At 54.1% G+C, this 24,003-nt stretch carries 20 protein-coding genes and 1 tRNA gene; 4 read left to right on the forward strand and 17 right to left on the reverse strand.

From position 1 onward, the window contains the following. The first annotated feature begins 86 nt into the window (after positions 1-86). Positions 87-1,454 (forward strand): aminoacyl-tRNA deacylase and HDOD domain-containing protein, encoded by a 1,368-nt coding sequence (locus CDH47_RS07745; RefSeq protein WP_100639354.1) that lies wholly within the window; start codon positions 87-89, stop codon positions 1,452-1,454. Between the two features lie 277 nt (positions 1,455-1,731). On the opposite strand, the gene CDH47_RS07750 is transcribed toward CDH47_RS07745, so the two are convergent. The 11 genes from CDH47_RS07750 to rpsU form a co-directional block, all read right to left on the reverse strand. Beyond that, a complete protein-coding gene (locus tag CDH47_RS07750; protein WP_100639268.1) occupies positions 1,732-2,187 on the reverse strand; it encodes a DUF2489 domain-containing protein in 456 nt (151 codons plus the stop codon). Positions 2,188-2,206: 19 nt separating this feature from the next. Beyond that, the gene (locus CDH47_RS07755) at positions 2,207-4,507 is read right to left on the reverse strand and encodes a molybdopterin-dependent oxidoreductase (RefSeq protein WP_100639269.1); all 2,301 of its coding nucleotides are present in this window, start codon (positions 4,505-4,507) and stop codon (positions 2,207-2,209) included. A gap of 152 nt (positions 4,508-4,659) precedes the next feature. After that, positions 4,660-7,950, reverse strand: a complete 3,291-nt coding sequence (locus CDH47_RS07760; protein WP_100639270.1) for an Ig-like domain-containing domain — start codon at positions 7,948-7,950, stop codon at positions 4,660-4,662. Between the two features lie 13 nt (positions 7,951-7,963). Next, a complete protein-coding gene (gene aupA, locus CDH47_RS07765; RefSeq protein WP_100639271.1) occupies positions 7,964-9,313 on the reverse strand; it encodes an alkane uptake protein AupA in 1,350 nt (449 codons plus the stop codon). Positions 9,314-9,639: 326 nt separating this feature from the next. Continuing rightward, positions 9,640-9,897, reverse strand: a complete 258-nt coding sequence (locus CDH47_RS07770) for an HP1242/YdcH family protein (RefSeq protein WP_100639272.1) — start codon at positions 9,895-9,897, stop codon at positions 9,640-9,642. A gap of 45 nt (positions 9,898-9,942) precedes the next feature. Then, positions 9,943-10,752 (reverse strand): outer membrane lipoprotein YfiB, encoded by an 810-nt coding sequence (yfiB, locus tag CDH47_RS07775; protein WP_100639273.1) that lies wholly within the window; start codon positions 10,750-10,752, stop codon positions 9,943-9,945. 26 nt (positions 10,753-10,778) lie between these two features. Continuing rightward, complete coding sequence (locus CDH47_RS07780) at positions 10,779-11,153, reverse strand: DUF4398 domain-containing protein (RefSeq protein WP_100639274.1); 375 nt, start codon at positions 11,151-11,153, stop codon at positions 10,779-10,781. 397 nt (positions 11,154-11,550) lie between these two features. Continuing rightward, positions 11,551-11,627: transfer RNA gene (locus tag CDH47_RS07785), tRNA-Ile, on the reverse strand. 100 nt (positions 11,628-11,727) lie between these two features. Then, positions 11,728-13,578 carry an RNA polymerase sigma factor RpoD gene (gene rpoD, locus CDH47_RS07790; protein WP_100639275.1) on the reverse strand — a complete coding sequence of 617 codons (1,851 nt, stop codon included), beginning with the start codon at positions 13,576-13,578 and terminating at the stop codon, positions 11,728-11,730. Between the two features lie 107 nt (positions 13,579-13,685). Continuing rightward, a complete protein-coding gene (gene dnaG, locus CDH47_RS07795; protein ID WP_100639276.1) occupies positions 13,686-15,422 on the reverse strand; it encodes a DNA primase in 1,737 nt (578 codons plus the stop codon). Between the two features lie 149 nt (positions 15,423-15,571). Continuing rightward, positions 15,572-15,787 (reverse strand): 30S ribosomal protein S21, encoded by a 216-nt coding sequence (gene rpsU / locus CDH47_RS07800; protein ID WP_072794797.1) that lies wholly within the window; start codon positions 15,785-15,787, stop codon positions 15,572-15,574. A 249-nt stretch (positions 15,788-16,036) separates the two neighbouring features. On the opposite strand from rpsU, the gene tsaD reads away from it, so the two are divergent. Further along, positions 16,037-17,095: a tRNA (adenosine(37)-N6)-threonylcarbamoyltransferase complex transferase subunit TsaD gene (gene tsaD, locus CDH47_RS07805; RefSeq protein ID WP_100639355.1), complete on the forward strand. Its 1,059-nt coding sequence runs from the start codon at positions 16,037-16,039 to the stop codon at positions 17,093-17,095. Position 17,096: 1 nt separating this feature from the next. Here tsaD and plsY read toward each other — a convergent pair whose 3' ends face one another. Next, positions 17,097-17,687 (reverse strand): glycerol-3-phosphate 1-O-acyltransferase PlsY, encoded by a 591-nt coding sequence (gene plsY / locus CDH47_RS07810; RefSeq protein ID WP_100639277.1) that lies wholly within the window; start codon positions 17,685-17,687, stop codon positions 17,097-17,099. 141 nt (positions 17,688-17,828) lie between these two features. Between plsY and CDH47_RS07815 the strand changes: the two genes are divergently transcribed. Next, positions 17,829-18,185: a dihydroneopterin aldolase gene (locus CDH47_RS07815; RefSeq protein ID WP_193601595.1), complete on the forward strand. Its 357-nt coding sequence runs from the start codon at positions 17,829-17,831 to the stop codon at positions 18,183-18,185. Beyond that, positions 18,185-18,709 (forward strand): 2-amino-4-hydroxy-6-hydroxymethyldihydropteridine diphosphokinase, encoded by a 525-nt coding sequence (gene folK, locus CDH47_RS07820; RefSeq protein WP_100639279.1) that lies wholly within the window; start codon positions 18,185-18,187, stop codon positions 18,707-18,709. The genes CDH47_RS07815 and folK (CDH47_RS07820) overlap by 1 nt, the downstream gene beginning before the upstream one ends. On the opposite strand, the gene pgi is transcribed toward folK (CDH47_RS07820), so the two are convergent. The 5 genes from pgi to pcnB form a co-directional block, all read right to left on the reverse strand. Continuing rightward, complete coding sequence (gene pgi / locus CDH47_RS07825) at positions 18,692-20,353, reverse strand: glucose-6-phosphate isomerase (RefSeq protein WP_100639280.1); 1,662 nt, start codon at positions 20,351-20,353, stop codon at positions 18,692-18,694. The two genes, folK (CDH47_RS07820) and pgi, sit on opposite strands and share 18 nt — an antisense overlap. A gap of 35 nt (positions 20,354-20,388) precedes the next feature. Next, on the reverse strand, positions 20,389-21,237 hold the full coding sequence (gene panC, locus CDH47_RS07830) for a pantoate--beta-alanine ligase (RefSeq protein WP_100639281.1): 849 nt from the start codon (positions 21,235-21,237) through the stop codon (positions 20,389-20,391). Continuing rightward, a complete protein-coding gene (gene panB, locus CDH47_RS07835) occupies positions 21,234-22,031 on the reverse strand; it encodes a 3-methyl-2-oxobutanoate hydroxymethyltransferase (protein WP_205077548.1) in 798 nt (265 codons plus the stop codon). Before panB ends, panC begins: the two co-directional genes overlap by 4 nt. 91 nt (positions 22,032-22,122) lie before the next feature. Continuing rightward, positions 22,123-22,620: a 2-amino-4-hydroxy-6-hydroxymethyldihydropteridine diphosphokinase gene (gene folK / locus CDH47_RS07840; RefSeq protein WP_100639283.1), complete on the reverse strand. Its 498-nt coding sequence runs from the start codon at positions 22,618-22,620 to the stop codon at positions 22,123-22,125. Further along, on the reverse strand, positions 22,620-23,942 hold the full coding sequence (gene pcnB / locus CDH47_RS07845; protein WP_420843670.1) for a polynucleotide adenylyltransferase PcnB: 1,323 nt from the start codon (positions 23,940-23,942) through the stop codon (positions 22,620-22,622). Before pcnB ends, folK (CDH47_RS07840) begins: the two co-directional genes overlap by 1 nt. Positions 23,943-24,003 lie beyond the last annotated feature (61 nt).

A 24,003-nucleotide genomic window follows, 5' to 3' on the forward strand; every position in this document is an offset into this window, starting at 1 on the left:
TTTACAGCGCAATCATGTCCTATACTAAAGACCCAACGGCAAATTGTGATGGCCGGATGGCAAACAGCGATACTCGGGAGAAAATGATGGAATTACCTGTCACGGTGCAACAAGCTCTGGGTGAATCTGCCAAGGGTGTGTCGCTGAGAGATATGCGCCAGGCTAACCAACACGAACTGTTGCGGATGGTTTTGCTCCACGATGGGGAGGGCAGCCTTCAGGTGATTTGCTGCAAAGACGACCTGATTGACCTCGAGAGGCTGAATAAGCAGCTGGACCGGGATTTCCGTCTGATGAAGCCCCGAGAGCAAATTCGCGTTAAAGAGCGGGCAGGGCTAAGGGAACTCCCCGCATTGCCGTCGCTTACCGGTTGGCCCACCATTGTGGACCGCCGGGTAGATGACTTGCCCTCAGTCGCTTTGGCCTTGGGGGAGCAAAATCTGGCCATGGTGATGCCCGCGGATGATTTTCGAGCGCTGACGGCTGATGCGGATCGCCGGCCGTTTACGGTTGTATCGGAAAACATAGTGGTAAATCTCGATGATTCAGCTAATGACCGCAGTCAGCTAACCTTCGCCATCAAAAAGTTTACCAGTCTGCGTATTCAGCAGCGCCTGGAAGACACGCTGGAATTACCGCCTCTCCCGGAAACAGCTCAGCGCATTATCCATCTCCGCGTAAATCCAAATGCAGCAATGGGTGATTTGGTCGATATTGTTGAGAGCGACCCTAGCCTGGCCGCCCAGGTGGTTAGCTGGGCATCTTCATCCTTTTACGCTGCGGCGGGGCAAGTGCGTTCCGTGCATGACGCCATCTCACGCGTGCTTGGCTTTGACATGGTGATGAACCTGGCCATGGGGTTGTCTTTGGGGCGTGCACTCAAGCAGCCTCAGGATAACCCGGAAGGCTACGTGGATTATTGGCAGCAAGCTATCTGGCAAGCCCAGTCTGCCGGAATTCTGGCGAGCATGATGCCTAGGGGCGAGCGCCCGGTATTCGGGCTGGCCTATCTCTCAGGCCTGCTTCACAATTTTGGTTACCTTTTGTTGGCTCAGATTTTTCCTCCTCACTTCAAATTGGTGTGCCGCTCATTGGAAGTCAATCCGGATATCGACTCTTCGGTCACCGAGCACTACCTTCTGGGCATTACCCGAGAGCAAATCGCAGGGCAGCTGATGGAAAACTGGGGTATGCCAGATGAGGTTACTTTGGCGATAAGGTATCAAAAGAGCCAAGGCTACCAAGGTACCCATAGCGTCTATGCCCGGCTACTCTGGCTTGGCCGGCAACTGCTGAGCGCCAGGGGTGTGGCTATGGGCGCCCATGTACCCGTAGGCCAGGAGGTCTATGACGAGCTGGGACTTAACCGTGAACAGGTAGAAGAACAGTTTGATGAGTTGGTGGCCAGCAGAGACAAGATTATGACCATGGCAGGGATGATGAACCAGTCATAAAAAAGCCGGCCCGAGGGGCCGGCAAAGCTTCTGCTCATAGCAGACTCGTCCGAACATAACAGGAGAAACAACACTGGGCGAGCAACGTAATAGAAAAAAAGCGAGTCGCCTTGGTTATAATCTAGACAATAACGTTGAAAAGAAAAGGCAGATAAGCTGGCAATAAGAAGCTGAGAACCTCGTCACTTTTTGTTTACAGAGCAAACGACTGATATCAAATCGTTAAAATTGTTTCTTGCACACACTCGAGTTACAAAAAGACACAAAACAATCCTGATTAAAACCCGTGATTCCGGATGGCAGTGGCCGCGCGGCGTATTTCATCAGCATAGCGCTCCTCCACTTCAAATCTCTCCTTGTCCATCTTTTCCACGAAGCGGGCTTCTGTGTTTTGGCGAGCCTGATGCGTTGGCATATGACGAAGCTGTTCGTATACCTTCATGAATACCCTATAAGGCGATCTTTCCATCAACTCTGGCGCAACATGATCCAGCAAGCCCTTCAGGCGTAAACAGGCCTCTGAATATTCGATCTGATCTTCCTCAACGGCCATCGCGATAACCCTGATGCTCTCGATCATGTCTCGCCGGCGTTTCGCGTGAAATGCCGCGGCCTTTTTTTCACGCCTGCGGTTTTCTGCCAATATAATCATTTGCCGCCGGATAAAACCCAGCAAGACAAGGATGGCGATTGTGCCTGCAATAATCAGGCTCCACTGCAGCCACTGAGGCATGTTGTTCTCCAATTCTATTTCAGGCGGCGGGTAAGGGTTGCTGTTTTGATTGCCAGACTTTGACAGTTACTGGCTGGCCATTCAATACAGAAGTGCCCGCTACGGGGTCGGTTATCTGATCACACAACACATCGTTGATACTCGCACCCGCATGGGCTGCCGCCGTTGATTGCACAGTGCCGTCACGGTTATGTCCCCAACCGTGGGGGATAGACACTACACCAGGCATCATATCTTCAGTAACTTCCACTGGCAGCACTACATAGCGCTCATCGGCACGGATCTCGGCGCTGCTGCCTTCATTCAGGTTCAGCCGCTTGGCATCATCCGGGTGCATAAGCACGGTGCAGCGGACCTTGCCTTTTACGAGCCTGTGGCTGTTGTGCATCCAGGAGTTGTTGCTGCGCACATGGCGCCGGCCAATCAGCAAAAGCTGGCCGGGGGATAATGAGGTGAAGAGTTTCTGATTGAGGCGCTCTACGTCTTTAAGGTAACGCCGCGGGGCCAGATTGATTTTACCGTCCCGGGTGAATAATCGGTTAGGTAGTGTTGGCCGCAGAGCGCCAAGGTCAACCCCGCTTGGATTGTCTTTTAATCGTTTCAGCGACAGTCCTTTAGGGAGTTCCCGCCATTGCGGATTGAGAGAACTCAGCTTGGCAAGGTCGCGCAGAGGGTGTGGTTTGGGGAGTAGATCCAGAAACAGGCTTGTGGCAGGTTCCAGAAGGCCGCGTGCTCGGCCAGCATCTGTGCCATAGGGTCCGGTACGCAGGAGTAAATCAATAATCGGGTCGGGGCCCAACCGTTTGAAAGCCTGCCAGCCCAGCTCTGAACGAATTGGTAGTTTTCCACCCTTGCGCAGTTTCTCCAGCCGATGAGCAAGCTCCAAAAGAATTTGCCAGTCGTGGCGGCTGCCTGGCCCCGCATCAAACAGTGCTTCGCTGTATTTCGACACGTTGCGAACCGCCAGCATGTTGAAAATAATATCGTAATGGCTGCGCTCAAGTGCGGCTGTTGGCGGCAGAATAATGTCCGCATGGCGAGTGGTTTCGTTTATGTAGTAATCCACCGACACCATAAAATCCAGCCCGGTTAACGCCTCATCCAGCCGGCGCCCATTGGGGCTGGAAAGCACAGGGTTGCCTGCCACAGTCACAAAGGCGCGAATTTGCCCCTCACCCGGGGTAAGCATTTCATCGGCCATGGTGCTGGCGGGATACTCGCCGGCAAACTCCGGTAGCCCTTTTACTCGGCTGTGGCGCTTGCCGAAATGCCCCCGCTGCCCAGACATGGCGCCAAGAGCGATCAGGTCAATGGCAGGTTGGGTAAACATAACGCCGCCTACGGTATCCAGCTTGCCGGTAAGAATATTCAGGCAATACGCCAGCCAGGTGGTGATACTGCCAAAGGTTTGGGTGCTGGTGCCCATGCGGGTGTAAAGTGCTGCTTTAGGCGTGTTGGCGAGCTGGCGCGCCAGGCCCCGTATGCTGGCTGCTGCAATACCTGTGCACTCTGCGACGGCGTCAGGCGTGAACGGAAGCGAGGCCAGACGTAAGAGATCCAGATCCTTTACAAGGTGTTCTGCGGCGCCGGGGCGGATCAAATCATCGGCAAACAGCGTGTTTACCATAGCCATCAGCAGAAATGCATCGGTGCCGGGACGGATAAAATGAAATTCTTCCGCCAGTTTTGCGGTTTCTGAGCGCCTTGGGTCCACCACAATCATTTTGCCGCCGCGCTGCTTCAGCGCTTTCAGCCGGCCACGGAAATCCGGCACGGTCATCAGGCTGCCGTTGGAAGCCATGGGGTTGCCGCCAATACAGATAAACAGATCGGTGTTGTCGATATCCGGAATAGGGAACAGAACCTGGTGCCCGAAAATCTCCAGGCTCGCAAGCATGTGTGGCAACTGGTCATTGGATGTAGCAGAAAAGCGGTTCTGGGAGCCAACAGCCCGCAGAAACGGCATGGTAGCGATTAGTGAGCCGTGGTTGTGCACATTCGGATTGCCCAGATACACGCCAATGCTGTTGCGACCATGGGTTGTACGGGTGCTGTGAAGTTTTTCAGCCACGATGGTAAAAGCGTCATCCCACTCAATTTCCTCCCAGCCGGCGGATGTTTTACGAACCGGCTTGCGTAAGCGCTCAGGGTCTTCGTGAAGATCCTGCAGAGCCACCGCCTTAGGGCAAATATGCCCCCGGCTCAATGGATCCTTCTCATCTCCGCGAATCGACGCGATCTTCCCTGCTTTCACTTCAACGGCAACGCCGCACATGGCTTCGCACAGATGACAGGTGCGGTAATGGGTGCCGTTTTGCATGAGAGGTCTCCCGAAATTATTGTTGTTACAGGTTGGGTTTCATTGTGCAACCAGATTAGCAGGAAAATGGTGGGGGTGGGTAATGCTGGTGCTTTGTTTTAGGCATGAAAAAGGCCAGTCCGGAGACTGACCTGTTATTTGTCGCCGCAGTATTACTGGACTGCGGGTAGGTCTTTTACAGGGTTGGATATAAAGTTTAAATATAGCCCCCGCTCTGGAATGACTAGCGGTATCTGCTTCTTCACCAAGCCCGCAAGCACTTCTGACTTAACTGTCACTTCAGGTATGTTCAGGTTGTACTGTTCGATTTGCATGCGCCCGTCATCGAAGAAAGTCACGTCCCCAACCAGGTCCAGCGTGAACTCGTAATTAAACAAGTTGTGCTCTGCTGTTAGGATCGACTTGAGGCGCAGGCCCGGTGCATCAAGGAAAACATCCACCTTTGTTTTGAAAACAGACTGGCCCTCATCATCTTCAATGATATAACCCGGGATCAGCTGGTCCCTGGGGCATTCGCCGCCACTTGCTACGCACTCAGCATCTTTAGCATACCGCATTCTGAGAATCTGGGGTCCAGTGGTAGAGACAATGCTGAAGAGCTCAAGGTGCACGTCCAGCGACGATGTTACGATTGTTGTTGGGTACAAAAGTACCTTTATCGCGTCCTTTCCTTTGTCAGGACCTTCTTCGATAGTTGTAACGCCAATGACTTCGGTGTTCAGGGCATAAGTTTGATAAATGAACTTATTTCGTTCGCAACTTTCGGTTTCCGTTGAACCGACAGCACATCCCACACGAGCCTCTTGCGTCTCACTTCCATAGTTGGTGAGAAGTTTCGCAGCGTTAGCTGATGGCAGATAGCCACCATTGCCGTCCGGCTTATGAGCAAATGGTTCGTTTTCCTCATCGATCTGGAAGTCTGCGTTGACGTCGCGAACCGGCAGATTACGCAAGGCAGTAAATACACTGTTTTTTGCTTCTACGCCTTTGAAATAAATTTTTAGAGACTGAACGGGCTCATTACCTTTTCCTCCTCCGTCATTGAGTCCTTCCAGTAGGTCGGTTTTCAATGGGTAGTTATTGGTTCCACAGATTGAGGTCGGCTCAGGCCCGAGACAGTATTGGGAGTATGCAGGTTTAGCGACCTCATCAGTCCCTCTTTTGGATACCAACGTGTACTGGTAGTAGGCGCCGTCTTCCCAGGCTTTGTCAGGGTAAAAACGAATACGTTGATTGTTTTTTTCCAATCGGCCTTTTACTTCTCCTTTCTCACTCTCGATGTCGCTTCCATCGGCGTTTACCTTCCTCACTATAAAGGTTTTACCAAGCTGGATTGACTCGAGGTTCATTGGTTGAGAGAAAACCACCATGATTGGGCGGTCTGCAGGCATCTCGCTTACGGGTAGGAAATCTCCACCAGTCGTGGTGTCTTTGCTCGATTCAATAGAGTTCGCGCCTTTTGTGTAGCACTCGCCAAGAATGTTATTTTCGAAGTCGAGCTGAGCGTAATTTGTTTCGCAAGGGAAACCTGGGTAGGTCGTGAGGGCAACGGGAGGTGCGGCGGCGGGCGCATCGCGCTGGCCATCAAGGCTGAAGGATAGATCACCCGTCAATACGAAAGGGTTTCCGGCCAAGTCGACTAAGCCTGGAGCTGAAACCTTGTATTGAACACCGGGCTTCAAGCCGCCTTGCGGGTTCACTTCCGGGTTCGCTGCCGGATTCAGTGTTAAAGTTGTCCCGTCGAGAGCGGTGTTGAGCAGGCCATTGGCTGCGGTAAGCTCTTGACCATCTGCATAGAGTTTTACACCTTCGGCGATTGACGCAGGGTCCAGCGGCTCATCAAAAAACAAAATCACTGGATCTCCAGGCCGGTGCATCGACTGCCGAGTTTTAGGGATGGCATCTGCTGCCCCAGGCGCCCAGCTCACCAATTTGGGTGGTGTGTTGTCCAGTTCGCGAAGCAGTTCTGCATCCAGAACCGATTCAGCATCGGTATTTGCCTTAAGGTGGAAGGCAATGGTGGAGTCGGTGTACTCCTGGCCAAGCAGGTTGGGTTCAACCATGCCGATGGCATCAATGGTAAGCACGCCATCTCTAACCAGCGCTATACCTCGCAGTTCCACGCCCATAAGATCCTGGGAGAGGGCGGCGTTCGGCTGTGCTTCTTCCGTGTTCATGGAAACATCCATGAACAAGGTGATTTGCCGGGGAGCATTTATATCGTTGGTGTAGGCGTTCGGGCTCAGGTAGCCGGATGCATCGGAGAGCATGGTTACCTTGATGTCACCCGTGGTTTGAAGCTGGTTGGTTGCAGCATCAAGAACGGGCACCTTGCCGCCAACGAGCACATCCAGGCTGGTGCTTCGAAGAACACTGCCCTTTGCAATGCGCAAAGGCAGGGCTTCGGTCGCCTCGAACGCAGGTGCATAAGCAAGCTCGGCGAACAGGTCGCCGGTCTGCTGGGAGGGGCCAGCCACGCCCTGCAGTACGGAATTCAGTGTAACGCCATTGATGATCTGGCCGTTGAGTATGGACTTGGTGAGGTTTTCCTCATTGCTCTCGCCGGCTGCCAGGCCGGAGTCAATCGCGCTTTGCTGCAGAACTACCGTCGGGCCCGTCTCCCGGGGGGTAAAGTTGAACTCACCGTTAAACCGGTTTTCAGCGCTGGAGTCAGTCAGGCTTGCCAGTTCAGTGAACTTTAGGGTGTAGGTTTCGCCGCTGTTGAGAACGTCGTCTTTGCCGCCGCACTGCACTTGGCTCGGCGCCACGCAAGGGTCAACTGTAATGCGGTTGCCTTTGGCCAGAACGGTTGCAGGTACTGGCTGGCCATCTTTGTCCAGCAGTTCAATTGTACCGCCAAGTTTTCTCCAGTCCGGGTGTACCGGCTGCGTCATGGCAAAGCGGAATGTGGAAAAATTGAGCGCCTCAAAGCGCTTGTCGGCTTGGCTGTCATCGGCCGGAACCTTCCAGGCAACATCAAAGCTGTTTGTGAGGTTCGCTAAACCTGCCAAGCCGGAATAGCTACTCCGGGTATCGAACTGAATACCCGGCTCACCGTCACCATTGGGTGTATCGATCAAGCGATTGCCTTCAGCCTTAAGTGGCTCTTTAAAAGCAATAGAATAGCCCGATGCTGTTTTAAGGGATGCGTCTGTGGTCAGTTTAAGGCTCTTTCCGCCGTCAATTTTCTCAAGACTGAAGTCGATATTGTCAGCGCCAGATGTCAGGCTGATTTTATCCTTCAGATCCTTCTGTTCTTCAATAATCGCATCGGAAAACCGAAGCGCAATATCTGTTTTAGGGCTGACATCCGCTTGGCCATCCGCCGGGTACGAGTAGATCACCGAGCCAGGTGTTGTTTTCTGGTTCATGGTCTGTTCATCCCCGCCACATGCTGCCAGCAGCAGGGCGGGAATCAGTGCCAGGGTCTTGTTGTACTTCATGGCAAACCTCTCCTCAGAACTTCAGGGTAACTGAGCCGCTTACAATGTGAATGTCGCCGTCTGCTGTTACGTCGGTATCGGTTACTACACCGTTGGTGTCGGTGGATACCACCGTGAAGTCGCGCTTTTTCAGCTGCTGGTATTGATAGCCCAGGTCAAGGCGAACAGGGAAGGCCAACAGGCGGGTGCGATCGTAGGTGGCGCTTATGCCGAGGCCAACGATCAGCTTGTCATTGTCCATATAGTTGATTTCGGGATTGCGCGTGGTTTTAAGAGGGGATTCCTCATAGGCCACACCGCCCCGCACCGAGAAGTTTTTGTTGAGGTCGTACTCGGCCCCAAGGCGTGGTATCAGGATGTCATCAAACTTTATCCGGCTGGCAGCAGGGGTTGTGGACTGGTTTTTGATGGTGTCGCCTTTGAAAATATTCGACAGCTCAGACCAGTTCTGTTGCTCAATGCTGCCCCCAATGCGCCAGCCATCGCCCTTGTACTGAGCGCCGAACCCAATGGTTTCGGGCTGATAGGAGTCGATGGTTGTTACCGCCAGGCTGAGGCCGGGGTCGGGAATGGTTTGTGTCACAATGATGCTGGAATCAACAGTTGTAGATGCAGATGACTTGGTGCGGTAGGTGAAAGCCGTTTCCCAGCCTTGCAGAAAACAGTCGCTGTCAGGGCAGAAGGTGCTACCAAGATCGATGCTGGTACCAAGAATAGTTTTGAGCTGGGGCTCGGCATCAACTGCCAAACGCTCCCGGCTGGTTTCGCCGCCGAGTGTAGAAACAGCTTCAAGGTTCGCCGTTGCATCCAGGGTGATACGAAAGGACGCTCCCACCGAAATGCCTCGCCATATTGGTGTGGCGCCGCCCAGGTTAAGGAACAGAGGTTCTCTTCCATGCTGCAGGAACTGACCGGTTTCTGATGTTCGTGAATCGAAGGCCATCATTTCCTGGCCGTACTTTTCTACACCGGCAATGAATCCCAGGTAGAGCGGGTGGTCAAAACGGGTCAGGGATCCCAGGTTGGTTTTCATGCCAATCAATACGTGCTGGCTGGGTGAGCTGGACACCACGTCTCCATTGGCGTTCGGGTTTTTGGCCCGCAGCTCCTGCTCGGAATGCAGGATGCCTGAGGTCAGTTCACCACGTTCGTCCCGGGTTAGGGAAGCCGGGTTGTAATAGGTAACAGAAACCTGGTCGTTAAACATGGAGAGAGACTGGGCGGTAGCAACATCTATGGGCATTACGCCATAGGTTGTACCTATGTTGCCCATGCTGGCAGAGGCCGACATGGCGAAAGTTGTGGATACCGCTGCAACCGCAAGGCTCAGCGCCCGTACTGATAACCGGGTGGTGGGAACCATTAATACACTCCATCTATCGCGTTGTTTTTATACTCTTATCGCGCGTTCATCACCTTGGGTGTGGGCAACTTTGCACGACTGGTACCTTGACTCGGGCGGCAGTGTATTCAGCTTGCTCTGGCAGGACGTTGGCATGATTGACATGGGAGCGTGTCGAAATGACCATTCCTGGTGAGTTGTTTCAATAAAGCTATTTAAAAACAGATGGTTATCGTTATATTAAATTTACGATACGCTTGGGGATTGCGGGGAGGAGGGGGGATGGCAATTGGAGGAGGGTAACAAGCCCCACATCATTTTGCGGGGCTTGCAGAAGCTCGCCGGGTTCAGCTTGCCATTGAGGCTTCATAGTCGCGGATCATGGCATATAACTGATCTTTCAGACTTAACCGCTTCTTTTTCTGTTCCTCCAGATACTCGTCGGAAGTGGTCTCCACTCCCTGTTCTATGCGGTAAACTTCATGATCAAGGTCGTGATAGGTTTCGAAGAGTTTCGCAAAATGCTGATCGCTTGTCTTCAGGGTATGAATTGTCTCCTTGGACTCCGGGAGGTCATGGGCAAGATCGTGTTTTTCAAGTGGCATTCGTTAGTGCTCCTTGGTTAGCGAAACAAACAGTTCAGTTCGAGTTTACCGCTCCTGGATATTCCCGTCTTTATCGGAGATGACAATTTCTACCCGGCGGTTTTGTTGCCGGCCTGCGGAGGTGTCATTACTGGCGACAGGGTGCTCTTCTCCAAAGCCTCTTGTCTCCACCCGGCTTCGGTCAATACCTTTTGAGACCAGTTCATCGCGAACCGCCTGGGCGCGGCGCTCGGACAGCTGTTGGTTATAGGTTTCGTCACCGGTGCTGTCGGTGTAGCCTTCCACCCTCACTCTTCTGTCTTCATACTCCCTCATGAACTCAGCCAGCCGCCCGATGGTTTGCTCACCGGAAGATTTCAGGTCGGCTTTGTTGAGGTCGAAAAGCACATCGCCCAGTGTCAGTACCATGCCACGGTCCGTTCGCTCAGCCTGTAGCTCTTCCATTCTTTTGCGCAGCATTTCAGCTTCTTTACGGGCCCGTTCGGCTTCACCGGAGCGTTTGTCAAGCATCAGGGTGCGGCGGCGCTCTTCTGCGGAATCAATCTGTTTTTGCAGCCTTGCGCGCTCTGCTTGTTCACTGGCAATCTGGGCGTGGCGGTTGGAAAGATAGGCCGCATGTTCAATGAGCACGATGTCTTCGCCCTCTTGCAGCAAGGACTCTGCACGATTCAGTTCGTCTCTTGCACTACGCAATTGACGGTCGCCGCTGCGGGCAACATCCGGATCATCTTTAATTTTGGCATAAGACGCGCGAGCTTCATTTACCATCGCGTTTTCAGACGGCGCTGAAGCACAGCCGGCAATCATGACTGACAAGCCCATCGCCATGCCCAGTGTTATGTTGCGTTTGTTCATAACAATCTCCTTTCCAGATGGGGCGGTTACTGGTCTTGATTGATTTGCTGGCGCAGAGACTCAATATTGCCATTGATCTCCTCTACGGCGTGCTTAGCCTTCGCAGTGTCCGCACGTGCTCCCGCAAGCTGTGCATCAACAGCAGCTTGTTCGAGTAGCCGCTCGGCCTGTGAGTACTTTTCCTGTTCAATCAAATTTTTAGCGTCGGCCACTTTGTTCTGGGCATTGTTGAGCAGAACAGGCTCGAATTCGCGGGCGTCTGCCGCAACGGCCTGCTGAAGAGAGCTCTCTGCGGATTGAAGGTCGGAATCCGGCCGTTCGCCAGAGCTGGCGCAACCACCCAAGGTGAGCACTAGTCCGGCAATGCCGGTGGTGTATAACATCGATTTATGCTTCTTCATGCACGGTCTCCTTTCAGCGATATATCTGCTCTGCAGGAAAGTGCTGGCTGCACGAATACAATCCTGCCGTCGGGTTTGACGGTCACTTACATGAACGGCAAAACGTGCCGTAAAACTGCGGAGTGCCATACGCACCTGTTTATAAGGTTAGCAGTCAGCTGGCAATCAACCATGACTGATTTGCAATAAATTCGGGTAGTAGGCCGCTGCGGACAAGCAGCACGACGGTTGTGAAGGGAGCTCAAGTGGCTGAAATAGGGGCTGTTTGGGCAGTCAGGCGTGGTGTGAATCAGCTGTCACGATGGGTGATTGGGTGGCCGGTAATCAAAATGCGCTGGTAAAGGTAAGCCGCAAACAAAAAAGCCCGCTCGAAAGCAGGCTAAGTTGTTGAAGAATATGGTGGGCCCAGGTGGACTCGAACCACCGACCAAAGGATTATGAGTCCTCTGCTCTAACCAACTGAGCTATAGGCCCGAAAGGCAATGCTTGCTTTAAGAAGTTTCCGGAAGGGGAAACAAAGCGGGCGCCATTATACCGATGAGGCGCGGCGCCCGCTACTGTTAGTTCTTAAGAATTACCCCTGATTTCCCTGGTCGTCTATAAAGCCGCGCAGGTGATCGGAGCGGGAAGGGTGGCGCAATTTGCGCAGTGCCTTGGCTTCGATCTGACGGATCCGCTCACGGGTTACGTCGAACTGCTTGCCGACTTCTTCCAGTGTGTGGTCTGTGTTCATCTCGATACCGAAGCGCATGCGCAGTACCTTTGATTCACGTGCGGTGAGGCCTGCAAGTACGGAGCGTGTAGCTTCGCGCAGCCCCTCTGCCGTGGCAGAGTCCACCGGTGATAGAGCCTGGATGTCTTCAATGAAATCTCCCAGGTGGCTGTCTTCATCGTCACCGATGGGTGTTTCCATGGAAATCGGCTCTTTGGCGATTTTCAGAACCTTGCGGATTTTGTCCTCAGGCATTTCCATGCGCTCACCCAACTCTTCCGGAGTGGGCTCGCGACCCATTTCCTGTAGCATCTGCCTGGAAATGCGGTTGAGCTTGTTGATGGTTTCGATCATATGCACCGGAATACGGATGGTGCGGGCCTGGTCCGCAATGGAGCGGGTAATAGCCTGGCGAATCCACCAGGTGGCGTAGGTAGAAAACTTGTAGCCACGACGGTACTCAAACTTGTCGACAGCCTTCATCAAGCCTATGTTGCCTTCCTGAATCAGATCAAGGAATTGCAAGCCACGGTTGGTGTATTTCTTGGCGATAGAAATAACCAGGCGCAGGTTGGCCTCAACCATTTCTTTCTTGGCGCGGCGGGCTCGCGCCTCACCAATGGAAACACGACGGTTGATTTCCTTGATGTCGACAACCGCCAGGTCCACTTCTGTTTGCACATTCATGATGCGCTTTTGAAGGCGGACGATTTCGTCCATACGCTCATTAATAGCGGCAGCGTAGGGTTTTTTGCTCTTGCCAATCTTCTCGCCCCATTCCTGGTTTGCTTCATTGCCCGGGAACGATTTGATGAAGTCTTTACGTGGCATTTTGCACTCGCGCACACAGATCTTCATGATTGCGCGCTCGTTCTCGCGCACCAAGTCGTTGGTAGAGCGAACAACGTTAACCAGCTCGTCAAAGGCTTTGTTGCCCAGTTTGAACGGAGCGAAAACCGCGCCCAGATCGTTCAGGGCAGCCTGGGTTTTCTTGTCAGCACGACCATGCTTGGCCAACAGTTTATCTGCCGCTTCCAGTTTTTCCTTGAGTAGCTCAAAGCGCAAGCGGGTCTCTTCAGGATCTGGACCACTCTCTGGTTCTTCTTCCTCTTCCTCATCGTCAGCATCTTCGTCGGTTGCGTCATCGGATGAGGTTTCGGGCTTTGGCGGTGGTTCCGGCATGAACGGTTCTGCGTCGTCCGGATCCAGAAAACCGGTGATGATGTCGGTGATGCGGCCTTCATTCTCGATGATGCGGTCATAGGCCTGGATAACGGTACCCACGGTGCCCGGGAAGTGGGCAACGGCGGCCATAACATCGCGAATACCTTCCTCGATGCGTTTGGCGATAACAATTTCGCCTTCACGGGTCAGCAGTTCCACGGTGCCCATCTCGCGCATGTACATGCGGACAGGATCTGTGGTGCGGCCTGCGTCTGACTCTACGGCGGCGAGAGCGGCAGCAGCTTCAGCAGCAGCGGCTTCGTCGGCGGTGGAATCACCATCGGTCATCAACAGGGTATCGGCATCCGGTGCCACTTCGGATACCTGAATGCCCATATCGTTGATCATGCGAATGATGTCTTCGACCTGATCCGGATCGGCAATGTCTTCCGGGAGGTGGTCATTTACCTCGGCGTAAGTCAGGTAGCCCTGTTCCTTGCCTCGTGCGATGAGGTCTTTCAAACGTGATTTCTGCGAATTGCCTGACATAGACACCCTGTGAACTCGCTTAAATAAATAAAAATGAAACAGCCATTATAGCTGTCGCTCTAATGCACTGCCACCGAATGGTTAGATGGTGATCAATGCGCAAAGTTTCAAGTGCTGTTATCCGGGGTTCCCCGGCTCAGCTCTCGCAGCTCCTGCCGTTGGTCGGCGGTAAGGTTTGAGAAGTTACGTAAAAGTGTAGCCAGTTTTTGCTGTCTTGCTGCTTCTTCGTTGGGGCTTAACAGTTCTCGTGCCGCGGCCAGCGTGCTTTCCCGGGTTGGGATGTGCTCAATGCCGTCAAACAGGTTGTAGAACCGTTCCCGTGCCTGGCTATCCGTTGCCAGGGTCGTTATAAGTGATTTCCGATCCCTGATTTTTTGCTCCAGAATAAAACCGGCAAATGACATGGCCTGATTGAATTGGCGGGAGCTGCGCGCCAGTTCTGTGACTTCTGTGGCCAGATCCGGCGCTTCCAGAAGGGCAAGGCACAAGATGCTGTCTTTGCTCAGCTTTACGTCAATGCGTTCTTCGGTAACTCGGTCCCGCCGTTCGCCTTTCCAGTTGCCCCACTGTTGTGGCTTACGGCCTTGCCATTGGTTGCGTCCCCCGCATAGCCGCAGCATTTCGTGCCACATGGCATCCCTTAGGGTGCTTCTGGGCATTTTGTTCAGAAGCGGTTCCGTTCTCGCTCTCAGCTCGCCGCGGTTTTCCGGCAGTTGCAAATCCAGGCCTTCGCTCTGGCGGTCAAATAGATACCGGGAGAACGGAGTAGCGCCATCAACTCGTTTCTGGAAGGCTTCCGGGCCCTCTTTACGTATCAGAGTGTCCGGGTCTTCACCTTCAGGCAGCATTAAAAATTGCAGGTGTAGCCCGTCTGCCATTAACTCCAGAGCATTCTCCATGGCTCTGTCTGCTGCTCTGAATCCCGCCTGGTCGCCGTCAAAACAGAACACGATATGTCGCACCTGTCTTAGCAGGGCAGTGAGGCTGTCCTGGTTTGTGGCTGTGCCCAAGGTCGCCACGGCGTAATGAATGCCATTTTGTGCAAGGGCAATAACATCCATGTAGCCTTCAACTACGAGCAGCTTGTCGAGCTGCTTTAGCGCCTGCTTTGCTTCAAACAGACCGTATATTTCACGGCTTTTGTGAAATACATCTGACTCCGGAGAGTTGATGTATTTGGCTTTGTCATCGCCAAGCGTCCGGCCGCCAAAGGCTATAGTTTTGCCCCGGCTGTTACGGATAGGGAACATTACCCTGTTGCGGAAAAGATCCCGCGGTCTGCCGTATTTGTCAGAGACAGTGCCTGTTTCCAGCAGTGGTCCCTGTAAATCTTTGTTTGCGGCATCAAACAGTGCAGTGCCTGTAGAGGGTGCATAGCCCACTTGATACTGCTGAATAATAGTGTCGTCCAGCCCCCGCTGCCTAAGATAATCGCGGGCGAAGGAGCCTTGCTGGGCATTAAGCGCCGAATGGTAAAAGCGGCTGGCAAAGTCCAGCGCGTCCGTTAGCGTTCGTGCCTGCTGAATTTCTTGTCTTGCAGCTTGGTCGTAAGGTACTTCGAGTCCGGCGCGGCGCGCCAGCTCTTCTACGGCGTCGGTAAATCCCAGGCCTTCAAACTCACGAATAAAGCTGATGGCGTCTCCGTGGGCGCCACAACCGAAACAATGGTAAAAGCCTTTGTCAGGCCGAACATTGAATGACGGCGTTTTTTCATCGTGAAAAGGGCAGCAGGCCTTGTAGTTGGCGCCGGCCTTTTTTAGTGTAATGCGCGAGCCGATCAGCTCTGCGAGATCCACCCGATCGAGCAGGTCTTCAACAAAGCGTTGGGGGATCAGTCCGCTCATAATGGCTCCACAACAGGCCGATAGTGCATAAGGGCCAATAGCCAAAAATGCCGCCGAAGCCAAGCCCCGGCGGCATTTTTAGTCGCTCTGTGCAGCCTGTGGCTGAACAGGCAATCAGTGCTTTGCAGTCAAGCGGCGTCTGCTGTAACTCAGTACAGACGCTCGAACTTGCGCTGTTCCCGCTGAAGCTTCTTGAGATGACGCTTAACGGCAGCGGCTGCTTTGCGCTTGCGAACGGAAGTCGGCTTCTCATAGTGCTCACGACGACGTACTTCCGAAAGCACACCCGCTTTTTCGCAGGAACGCTTGAAGCGACGCAGTGCTACGTCAAACGGTTCATTCTCTTTCACTTTAACAGCTGGCATTCGACAATCACCTACCTGATAGATTCGGTTTCAATTAGATGCGCATCTGGCATTGCCAGACTGGCTCGATTCTCTCGATTCCTGGTCTGATTGGCTAAAACTCGACCAGTTCGTAATTTAGGGCGGCAATGATAGCGCCTGGATCATGGCAAGGTCAATGTTTGTTCGATGAAACTGCCTGTGAGTTTCGGGTTTCTGCTAAAATACGGCCCGTTTATTCATTTACGCCAACCGATGTGGCCAGGTTATATGCTGATTCTGGGTATTGAGACTTCCTGTGATGAAACCGGTGTTGCGCTGTTTGATACCGAAAAGGGGCTTTTGAGCCACGCTTTGTTCAGTCAGATCGACATGCACGCTGATTATGGCGGCGTGGTGCCGGAGCTGGCATCCCGTGACCATGTTCGCAAGTTGCTGCCTCTATGTGAGCAGATTCTTGCAGAGGCGGGCTGTGTTCGCGAAGACATTGATGGGATTGCGTACACGGCAGGCCCAGGTTTGATTGGCGCATTGATGGTGGGCGGCTCAGTAGCGCATGCGTTGGGTTTTGCCCTTGGTATACCCGTGTTGGGCGTGCACCACATGGAGGGCCACCTGCTAGCGCCCATGCTGGAAGACAATCCGCCGGCTTTTCCGTTTGTGGCTTTGCTGGTATCGGGTGGGCACACCCAGTTGGTGCGGGTGGATGGCATTGGGGAATACCAAATGCTGGGGGAGTCGGTAGATGACGCAGCAGGCGAGGCCTTCGATAAAACCGCAAAAATGTTGGGTTTGGATTACCCCGGTGGTCCCCGGGTTGCAGCGTTGGCCGAAAAGGGTGTGCCTGGCCGTTATCGTTTTCCCCGGCCTATGACCGATCGCCCAGGGCTGGATTTCAGCTTCAGTGGGTTGAAGACATTCACCCTGAATACCGTCAATACAGAGAAGAAGACTGAAGAAGGGCTAAGTGATCAAGTTCGAGCTGATATTGCCTTGGCGTTTGAGACGGCAGCGGTTGATACCCTGGTGATCAAGTGTCGCAGAGCCCTGGAGCAAACAGGCTGTGACCGCCTGGTTATTGCTGGGGGAGTGAGTGCTAACAAGCGGTTGCGGGCTGGTTTGGAGAAAATGGCACAAAAGCTTCGAGCCCATGTGTTTTATGCCCGCCCGGAATTTTGCACGGATAACGGGGCGATGATTGCTTATGCCGGCGCACAGCGCATGAAGGCAGGTCAGCGCGACGGCGAACGCATTGTAGCGCTGCCCAGGTGGCCAATGGATAAGCTTCCATCTCTCAGTGAAACTCGGCTGGAAGGTCTTGTGGATTGACTCAGAGGCCGGCTTCACGGCCTTGAGCAAGGCGGATCAGGTTATTGCGATGGCGCACAACAACCAGAATCGCGAGAAAACCGAACATAGGGAGGTGTTCGGGTTCTATGAACGCGCTGATAAGAGGCCCGCTGGCAATAGCTATTACGGATGCCAGCGCGGAAATCCTCCAGCGCCACACCACCAGTAGCCATATCGCAGCCATAACCAGAGTGGTAACAGGTGCCAAAGCAAGGCCAGCGCCTAAAGCTGTTGCAACTCCCTTGCCCCCTTTGAACCGGTAAAAAACCGGGATCATATGTCCCATAACTGCAAATAGTGCCACCATCGCCTGAACTAGCGGTGACAGCCCCGCAAGATTAGCAAGCCACACTGGCAACCAGCCTTTTGCTGCATCCAGCGCCAAGGTTAGTGCTGCCGGAAGCCATCCTCCAGTGCGGTATACGTTGGTAGCTCCTGGGTTTGCTGAGCCTTGGGCACGAGGGTCTGGCAACTTCCAAAGCTGGCTAACTGGCAGTGCAAACAGCACAGAGCCTCCCAGATAGGCGGCCATGCACAGCAGAACGGTTACTACCGGGTCACTCAAGGGCATTTGGAGTCTCAGAGACGAAGACGTGTCAGGGTAAAATGTGCGAAAATGCCGGCCCTCAAAATAGTAGGTTGGCAAAGTTACAGTAGCCGCAGTTTGTATGTTATTCAATCAGTAGAGTGTGGGAATTCCCCGGGAGCCCTCTTGGCAGACAGCGTATTGATCGAAGGACTGGTTGTAGAAACCGTTGTGGGTGTTTACGACTGGGAGCGTGAAGTAACCCAGGCATTGGTTGTGGATTTGGAAATGGCTTGGGATAACCGTACCCCTGGCGCTTCTGATGATGTGGCAGATGCACTTGATTACGCCTCGGTCAGTGAGTGTGTCGCGTGCTGCCTGGATGAGCTCAAGCCAAAGCTTCTGGAGCACGGCGCCGAGGTGTTGGCTGGCGTTCTACAGCGGGAGTTCGGCATTGACTGGCTTCGGCTAACCATTCGTAAGCCGGGAGCTGTTCCGGCAGCACGGTCTGTAGGCGTTTGTATAGAAAGAGGTGTTCGGTAATGCCAGATCAGGTTCCGGTTTATATCAGCATTGGCAGCAATATTGACAGGGAGCGTTATGTGGGGGCTGCTTTGGATGCGCTGGAGGGCTGGTTTGGTGTGCTGGACATCTCTCCGGTGTACGAAAGTGAAGCAGTAGGGTTTGACGGCTCGCCGTTTCTGAATCTGGTTGTGGGAGTGAAGACGAATCTGTCTGTAGGTAAGCTTTCACAACACTTCAAACAGTTGGAGGCTGAGAACGGTCGGCGGCCCGACGCTCCTAAATTCAGCGCAAGAACTCTGGATCTCGATATTTTGACGTATGGTGAAGCAGTGGGTCAGCTGGACGGCGTTGAGCTACCCAGAAGCGAGATACTGAAAAATGCGTTTGTGCTGCGCCCATTGGCGGATCTGGCACCGGGAGTTAAGCACCCTATATGCCGTAAGAGCTACCTTGAGCTCTGGCAGGCTTATAACACCGCCCAGAAACTCTGGCCGGTGGATTTTGTCTGGCAGGGGAGAAAAATTTCAACTGCTGTTTGCTGAGCGGAACAGGGCAATAAGGTTGTCTGTAGCGCTGTCGCTTGGTTCGCCGGAGCGGGATGAGCCCAGCAGTCTCGGTAGAATGTTTTCGCCCAGCTTCTTGCCCAGCTCAACGCCCCACTGATCAAACGAATCAAGGTCCCAGATAACGCCCTGCACGAAGGTGCGATGCTCGTAAAGTGCGATCAACGCGCCGACTGTTTCCGGTGTGACCTTCTTCATCATCAAGGTGTTGCTGGGCTGGTTGCCTGGTATCACCTTGTGTGGCGCCAGGCGCTCGATCTCCGCTTCTGCCATGCCGCTGGCTGCAAGTTCGGCTCTCGCCTCTGCAAGTGTTTTTCCCGCCATCATCGCGCGGGATTGGCCGAGGCAGTTGGCGAACAAATCCGCATGATGGGTCGCAACCGGGTTGTGAGTTTGCAGCGGTATGATGAAGTCGGCCGAAATCAACCGTGTGCCCTGGTGGATCAACTGATGGTATGCATGCTGACCATTGGCACCAACACCGCCCCAGATAACGGGCCCTGAGTGGTATCCAAGGGGTTGGCCCTGCTGATCCACGCGCTTACCACTACTTTCCATATCCAGTTGCTGGAGGTGGTCCGGCAGGCTGCGCAGGTAGTGGTCGTAAGGCAGGATAGCGTGGGTTTCCGCGCCCCAGAAATTGCTGTACCAGATGCCCAGCATGGCCATGACAACGGGCAGGTTCTTTTCCAGGGGTGCATCCCGGAAATGGTTATCCATGGCATGGGCGCCTGCGAGCAGGGCCCGGAAGTTGTCCATGCCTATGGTCAGCGCTACGGGTAATCCGATGGCCGACCAGAGGGAGTAGCGCCCACCGACCCAGTCCCACATAGGAAATACGTTGCCGGGGTTGATGCCGAATTTTTGCGCGGCGCTTACATTGGCAGTCACCGCCATGAAGTGGCTGGCAACCGCCTGCTCGTTCCCGCTGCGCTCTATAAACCAGGTTCGTGCGACCTTGCTGTTCTCCAGGGTCTCCCGGGTGCCAAAGGATTTCGACTGAACCAAAAACAGAGTGGTTTCAGGGTTCACTTTCGCCAGGGTTTCGCTGATTTCTGTGCCATCAATGTTGGCCACATAATGGCAGCGAATGCCGGGTATCCGGTACGGTTGCAGCGCTTCGGTCACCAGCTTGGGGCCCAAAAATGAGCCGCCGATGCCAATGCTGACTACGTCGGTGAACGCCTTGCCGGTATAACCGGTGCGGGAGTGGTTCAGCACCTCTGCCACGAAGGTCCCCATGCGGTCCAGAGTGGCATTTACTTCCGCAATCACATCTTGCCCGTCGACTCTGAGAGAACCCGTTCCCGGGTTGCGCAGCGCGGTGTGCAGTGCTGGGCGGGCCTCGGTAATGTTTACCTTGTCGCCGCGCAGTAAAGCTGTTCTGCGATCTTCCAGCTTCCGGCTACGAGCCAGAGCCATCAGTGCCTCAAGGGTCTCATCGGTTAGCCGGTTTCTGGAGAAGTCGAGAGAAAGGCCGGCTCCTTCGATGAAGTACCGGGTTGCCCGCCCTGGATCTTCTGCAAAAAGTGCTTTCATGGGACGGTTTTGCAGGCGCTTCTTGCAGGCCTCCAGTTCGAACCACTCAGGAGACGATGTCAGTGCAGCGTCTGGAAAAATCATCAGAGAATCCCTTCTTCGAACTTTTGTATCATGTCTCAACGCGTTACTGAGATGTTATCAATTAGCCTGGTGGTGCCAAGAAAGGCCGCTGCCAGCAGGGTAACCTCTTGGTCTTCCGATGTGGCAGGCTTCAGGGTCTGGCTGTTTGCAATGTTGAAATAATCAAGGCGCAGGCCGGCTTCTTGCAGGCTTTCACCTGCCTCCTTTGCCAGTGCGGCGAAATCATCGCGCCCATCTGTAATCTTTGCGGCTGTGGCTTGAAGCACCTGATATATAGCCGGGGCAGCCTCGCGCTCTTCTACGGAGAGATAGCCGTTGCGGGAGCTTTTTGCCAAGCCATCTTCTTCACGCACAGTCGGTGCGCCAATCACCTCAACAGGCATCATCAAGTCCCGCACCATCTTGCGAATAACGGCAAGTTGCTGAAAGTCTTTTTCGCCAAAGACAGCAAAGTCAGGCTGAATCATGTTGAACAGAACAGACACTACTGTTGCGACACCTTCAAAGTGCCCCGGGCGGCTGGCTCCGCAGTGGCCATCACTCACCTCTGGTACCGCAATGCGAGTGTGTCGGGTCAGGCCATCCGGGTAGACCTCCTCGGCTGAAGGCGCGAATACCAGAGTGTTCCCGGCTTCCCCGAGTTTGTTCTGATCGTCGATCAGGGTTCGCGGATAGGTGTCGAGATCCTCGTTGGCACCAAACTGCATCGGATTCACGAAAATGCTGGTGACCACAATATCTGCCGCTTCCGCAGCTTTGCGAACCAGTGAAATGTGCCCTTCGTGCAGGTTGCCCATGGTGGGTACCAGGCCGATGGTTTTTTCCTGCTGGCGGTAACCGCGGAGGATGGCGCGCAGTTCTTTCAGCGAATGTACGGTTCTCATGCCTTGAACGTATGCTCCTCGGCGGGGAATGTGCGCTCACGCACTGCTTTTGAGTAGGCAGCAATGGCCTCCTGAATGGAGTCGGTCTCTGCCAGAAAGTTTTTAACAAATCTTGGTTTTCGGCCTGTGGTAACGCCCAGCATGTCGTGCAGTACGAGAATCTGGCCATCTGTGTCGGCGCCGGCACCAATGCCGATCACCGGAGCTGTTACGGCCTGGGAGATGCGGGCGGCCAGCGGTGCCGGTACGCATTCCAGCAGGATAACGTCAGCGCCGGCTGCTACCAGTTCGCAGGCGTGGTTGATCATCAACTCTGCAGATTTTTCGTCACGACCCTGAACCTTGTATCCGCCAAACTTGTTGACGAACTGGGGCGTGAGGCCCAGATGTGCGCATACCGGCACCGCTCGCTCGCTGAGCGCGCTTATGGTGTCTTTCATCCAGTCTGTGCCTTCAAGCTTGACCATGTGGGCGCCGGCCCGCATGAGCTCTGCGGCATTTTCCAACGCAGCCTCTACAGTGCCGTAACTCATAAAAGGCATATCAGCCATGATCAGGGAGCCACGGTTGCCTTTGGCGACACAGCTGGTGTGATACACGATCTGATCCATGGTGACGGGCAAGGTGCTGTCGTGGCCTTGAAGCACCATGCCCAGGGAATCGCCAATCAGGATAACATCCACGCCGGCTTCGCTGACTACCTGTGCAAAGGTGGAGTCATAAGAGGTGAGGGCGGAGAAGGCTTCGCCTTTTTGCTTGTATTCCAGCAGGGTGTTGATGGTAACAGCCATAATATCCTTGCCTTTTGGGTAGGTGGGCCAAGACCGTGCCGGGATGACCGGCGTTCAGTTGCTATCTAATTGCTATCTAATTGCTATCCAATTGCTAAGGGTAATCCCGAGGCGGAAGTTTGCGCAACCGGTTGTCAGGGCATTGTGCCCTCAAGTTAGCGATTGTGGTGCCATCAGGCAACTTCAGGTCGGGTTTTAGATCCAGTAGCGGCTGAAGGGCAAAGTTCCTGTTAGGGAGTTCTCGGTGGGGAACGGTAAGTCGGTCGTCGTCCAGTACCTGGTTGCCAAACACCAGCAGGTCAAGATCCAGAGTCCTTGGCCCCCAGTGCTTGAGACGTTCCCTGCCGTGGGCTTGTTCAATGGCTTGAAGCTGGTCGAGCAGGGCGTGGGGCCCAAGCTCGGTGGAGATCCATGCTGCGCCATTTACAAAGTCTGGCTGATCTTGCGGGCCCACGGGACTGCTGGCATAAAACGGCGATTGTGCGATCAGCGTCGTCTCGGGTAGGGCGGCCAACTCAGCTACCGCTCTTGCCAGCTGGGCTGCTGGCTCTTGCAGGTTGCTGCCCAAGCCAATAAAGGCATCGGTTTTCATCAGGGCGCAGGCCGTTTGACCGGCTTGCGGCGACGGCGCTTTTTAGGGGCGTCGCTGCTGAGTTCTGAAAGCATGCGCTCTTGCCCGCGCTCATCCATGCGCTGAAACTCTGTCCACCAATGGCCCAGGCCAGATTCGATCTCGCCGCAGTCTTCCCGCACCAGCAAGAAGTCGTAGGCCGCTCGGAACCTCGGGTGGCTCATGGTTACATAGGCTCGCTTGCCCTGGCGGCGGGGCAGGCGCATCTGGAGTTCCCAGATCTCCTTCATGGGGCCCGAAAAGCGTTTGGGTATAGACGTTGCTTGCACTTGGCGGCCAATGACCTTGCTGATTGCGCCATGCAGAGCAGGCTGTACCGGGTCGCCGTTATCCTGACGGTGGCGCCATTCTCTTTGCAGTGCAGGCCAAAGCATGGCTGCAAACAGAAAGTAAGGGGTAACGGACTTGCCTTGTGCAATCCGGCTATCGGTGTTGCGCAGCGCCTGCCGAATCAGCTCATCCGGTTCCCCCGCCCCAATAGCCTTTACGGTCTCAGGGAACAGGGGAGCCAGCAGATCGTATTCGGTAAGAAGCTCGTAGGTTGCTGCGCCATAGCCGGCAGAAAACAGCTTCAGTACCTCTTCAAATAACCGTGCGGGTGGGATATGAGTCAGTAACGGGGCTAATTCACGGATGGGAGCTTCGGTTTCAGGCTCAATTTCAAAATCCATCTTGGCGGCAAAGCGAATAGCCCGGAGCATGCGTACCGGATCTTCACGGTAGCGGGTTTCAGGGTCGCCAATCAGGCGCAACTGGCGGTTGCGAAGATCTTCAATGCCGTTGGCAAAGTCAACAACGGTAAAGTTCCGGATGCAGTAATAAAGCGCATTAACGGTAAAGTCCCGGCGCAGTGCATCCTCTTCCAGGTTGCCATAAACATTGTCTCGAAGTAACAGACCATGCTCACTGGTTTTGCGATCGTCGTCAGCGCTGTCGTCGGCTTCTGTCGCGTTGCCGCGGAAGGTAGTCACTTCAATGACTTCGCGCCCAAAGACAACGTGAACGATCCGGAAGCGCCGGCCGATCAAGCGGGAATTGCGAAACAGGTCGTGAACCTCTTCCGGGGTGGCGTTGGTGGCTATGTCAAAATCTTTAGGCTGTTCTCCCAGAAGAATGTCGCGGACGCCACCGCCGACAAGATAAGCCTCGTAACCTGATTTATTGAGGCGGCTGAGAACCTTCTTGGCAGGCTCGCTAATAGAGGAGCGCGAGACGTTATGCTGGTCCCTGGGAACCTCTCGTCGTTGGTAGACTCGGGCCTTTTTCTTCCCGTTTCCGGGCATGAAGGAGCGAAGCTTATCGACAGATTGCTCGAAAATAGAGGAGAGTGTTTTTGACATTGAA

Origin of the sequence: Marinobacter salexigens (assembly GCF_002806945.1) — a bacterium.
Classification (GTDB): domain Bacteria; phylum Pseudomonadota; class Gammaproteobacteria; order Pseudomonadales; family Oleiphilaceae; genus Marinobacter; species Marinobacter salexigens.

Excerpts from the sequence above, each read along its gene's own strand:
- CDH47_RS07755 (WP_100639269.1), bottom strand. The coding sequence starts at position 4,507 with ATGCAAAACGGCACCCATTACCGCACCTGTCATCTGTGCGAAGCCATG.
- panC (WP_100639281.1), bottom strand. The coding sequence starts at position 21,237 with ATGAGAACCGTACATTCGCTGAAAGAACTGCGCGCCATCCTCCGCGGT.
- pcnB (WP_420843670.1), bottom strand. The coding sequence starts at position 23,942 with ATGCCCGGAAACGGGAAGAAAAAGGCCCGAGTCTACCAACGACGAGAG.
- plsY (WP_100639277.1), bottom strand. The coding sequence starts at position 17,687 with ATGCCCTTGAGTGACCCGGTAGTAACCGTTCTGCTGTGCATGGCCGCC.
- CDH47_RS07760 (WP_100639270.1), bottom strand. The coding sequence starts at position 7,950 with ATGAAGTACAACAAGACCCTGGCACTGATTCCCGCCCTGCTGCTGGCA.
- dnaG (WP_100639276.1), bottom strand. The coding sequence starts at position 15,422 with ATGAGCGGACTGATCCCCCAACGCTTTGTTGAAGACCTGCTCGATCGG.
- rpoD (WP_100639275.1), bottom strand. The coding sequence starts at position 13,578 with ATGTCAGGCAATTCGCAGAAATCACGTTTGAAAGACCTCATCGCACGA.
- folK (WP_100639283.1), bottom strand. The coding sequence starts at position 22,620 with ATGAAAACCGATGCCTTTATTGGCTTGGGCAGCAACCTGCAAGAGCCA.
- tsaD (WP_100639355.1), top strand. The coding sequence starts at position 16,037 with ATGCTGATTCTGGGTATTGAGACTTCCTGTGATGAAACCGGTGTTGCG.
- rpsU (WP_072794797.1), bottom strand. The coding sequence starts at position 15,787 with ATGCCAGCTGTTAAAGTGAAAGAGAATGAACCGTTTGACGTAGCACTG.
- CDH47_RS07770 (WP_100639272.1), bottom strand. The coding sequence starts at position 9,897 with ATGCCACTTGAAAAACACGATCTTGCCCATGACCTCCCGGAGTCCAAG.
- yfiB (WP_100639273.1), bottom strand. The coding sequence starts at position 10,752 with ATGAACAAACGCAACATAACACTGGGCATGGCGATGGGCTTGTCAGTC.
- pgi (WP_100639280.1), bottom strand. The coding sequence starts at position 20,353 with ATGATTTTTCCAGACGCTGCACTGACATCGTCTCCTGAGTGGTTCGAA.
- CDH47_RS07750 (WP_100639268.1), bottom strand. The coding sequence starts at position 2,187 with ATGCCTCAGTGGCTGCAGTGGAGCCTGATTATTGCAGGCACAATCGCC.
- aupA (WP_100639271.1), bottom strand. The coding sequence starts at position 9,313 with ATGGTTCCCACCACCCGGTTATCAGTACGGGCGCTGAGCCTTGCGGTT.
- CDH47_RS07745 (WP_100639354.1), top strand. The coding sequence starts at position 87 with ATGGAATTACCTGTCACGGTGCAACAAGCTCTGGGTGAATCTGCCAAG.
- folK (WP_100639279.1), top strand. The coding sequence starts at position 18,185 with ATGCCAGATCAGGTTCCGGTTTATATCAGCATTGGCAGCAATATTGAC.
- CDH47_RS07780 (WP_100639274.1), bottom strand. The coding sequence starts at position 11,153 with ATGAAGAAGCATAAATCGATGTTATACACCACCGGCATTGCCGGACTA.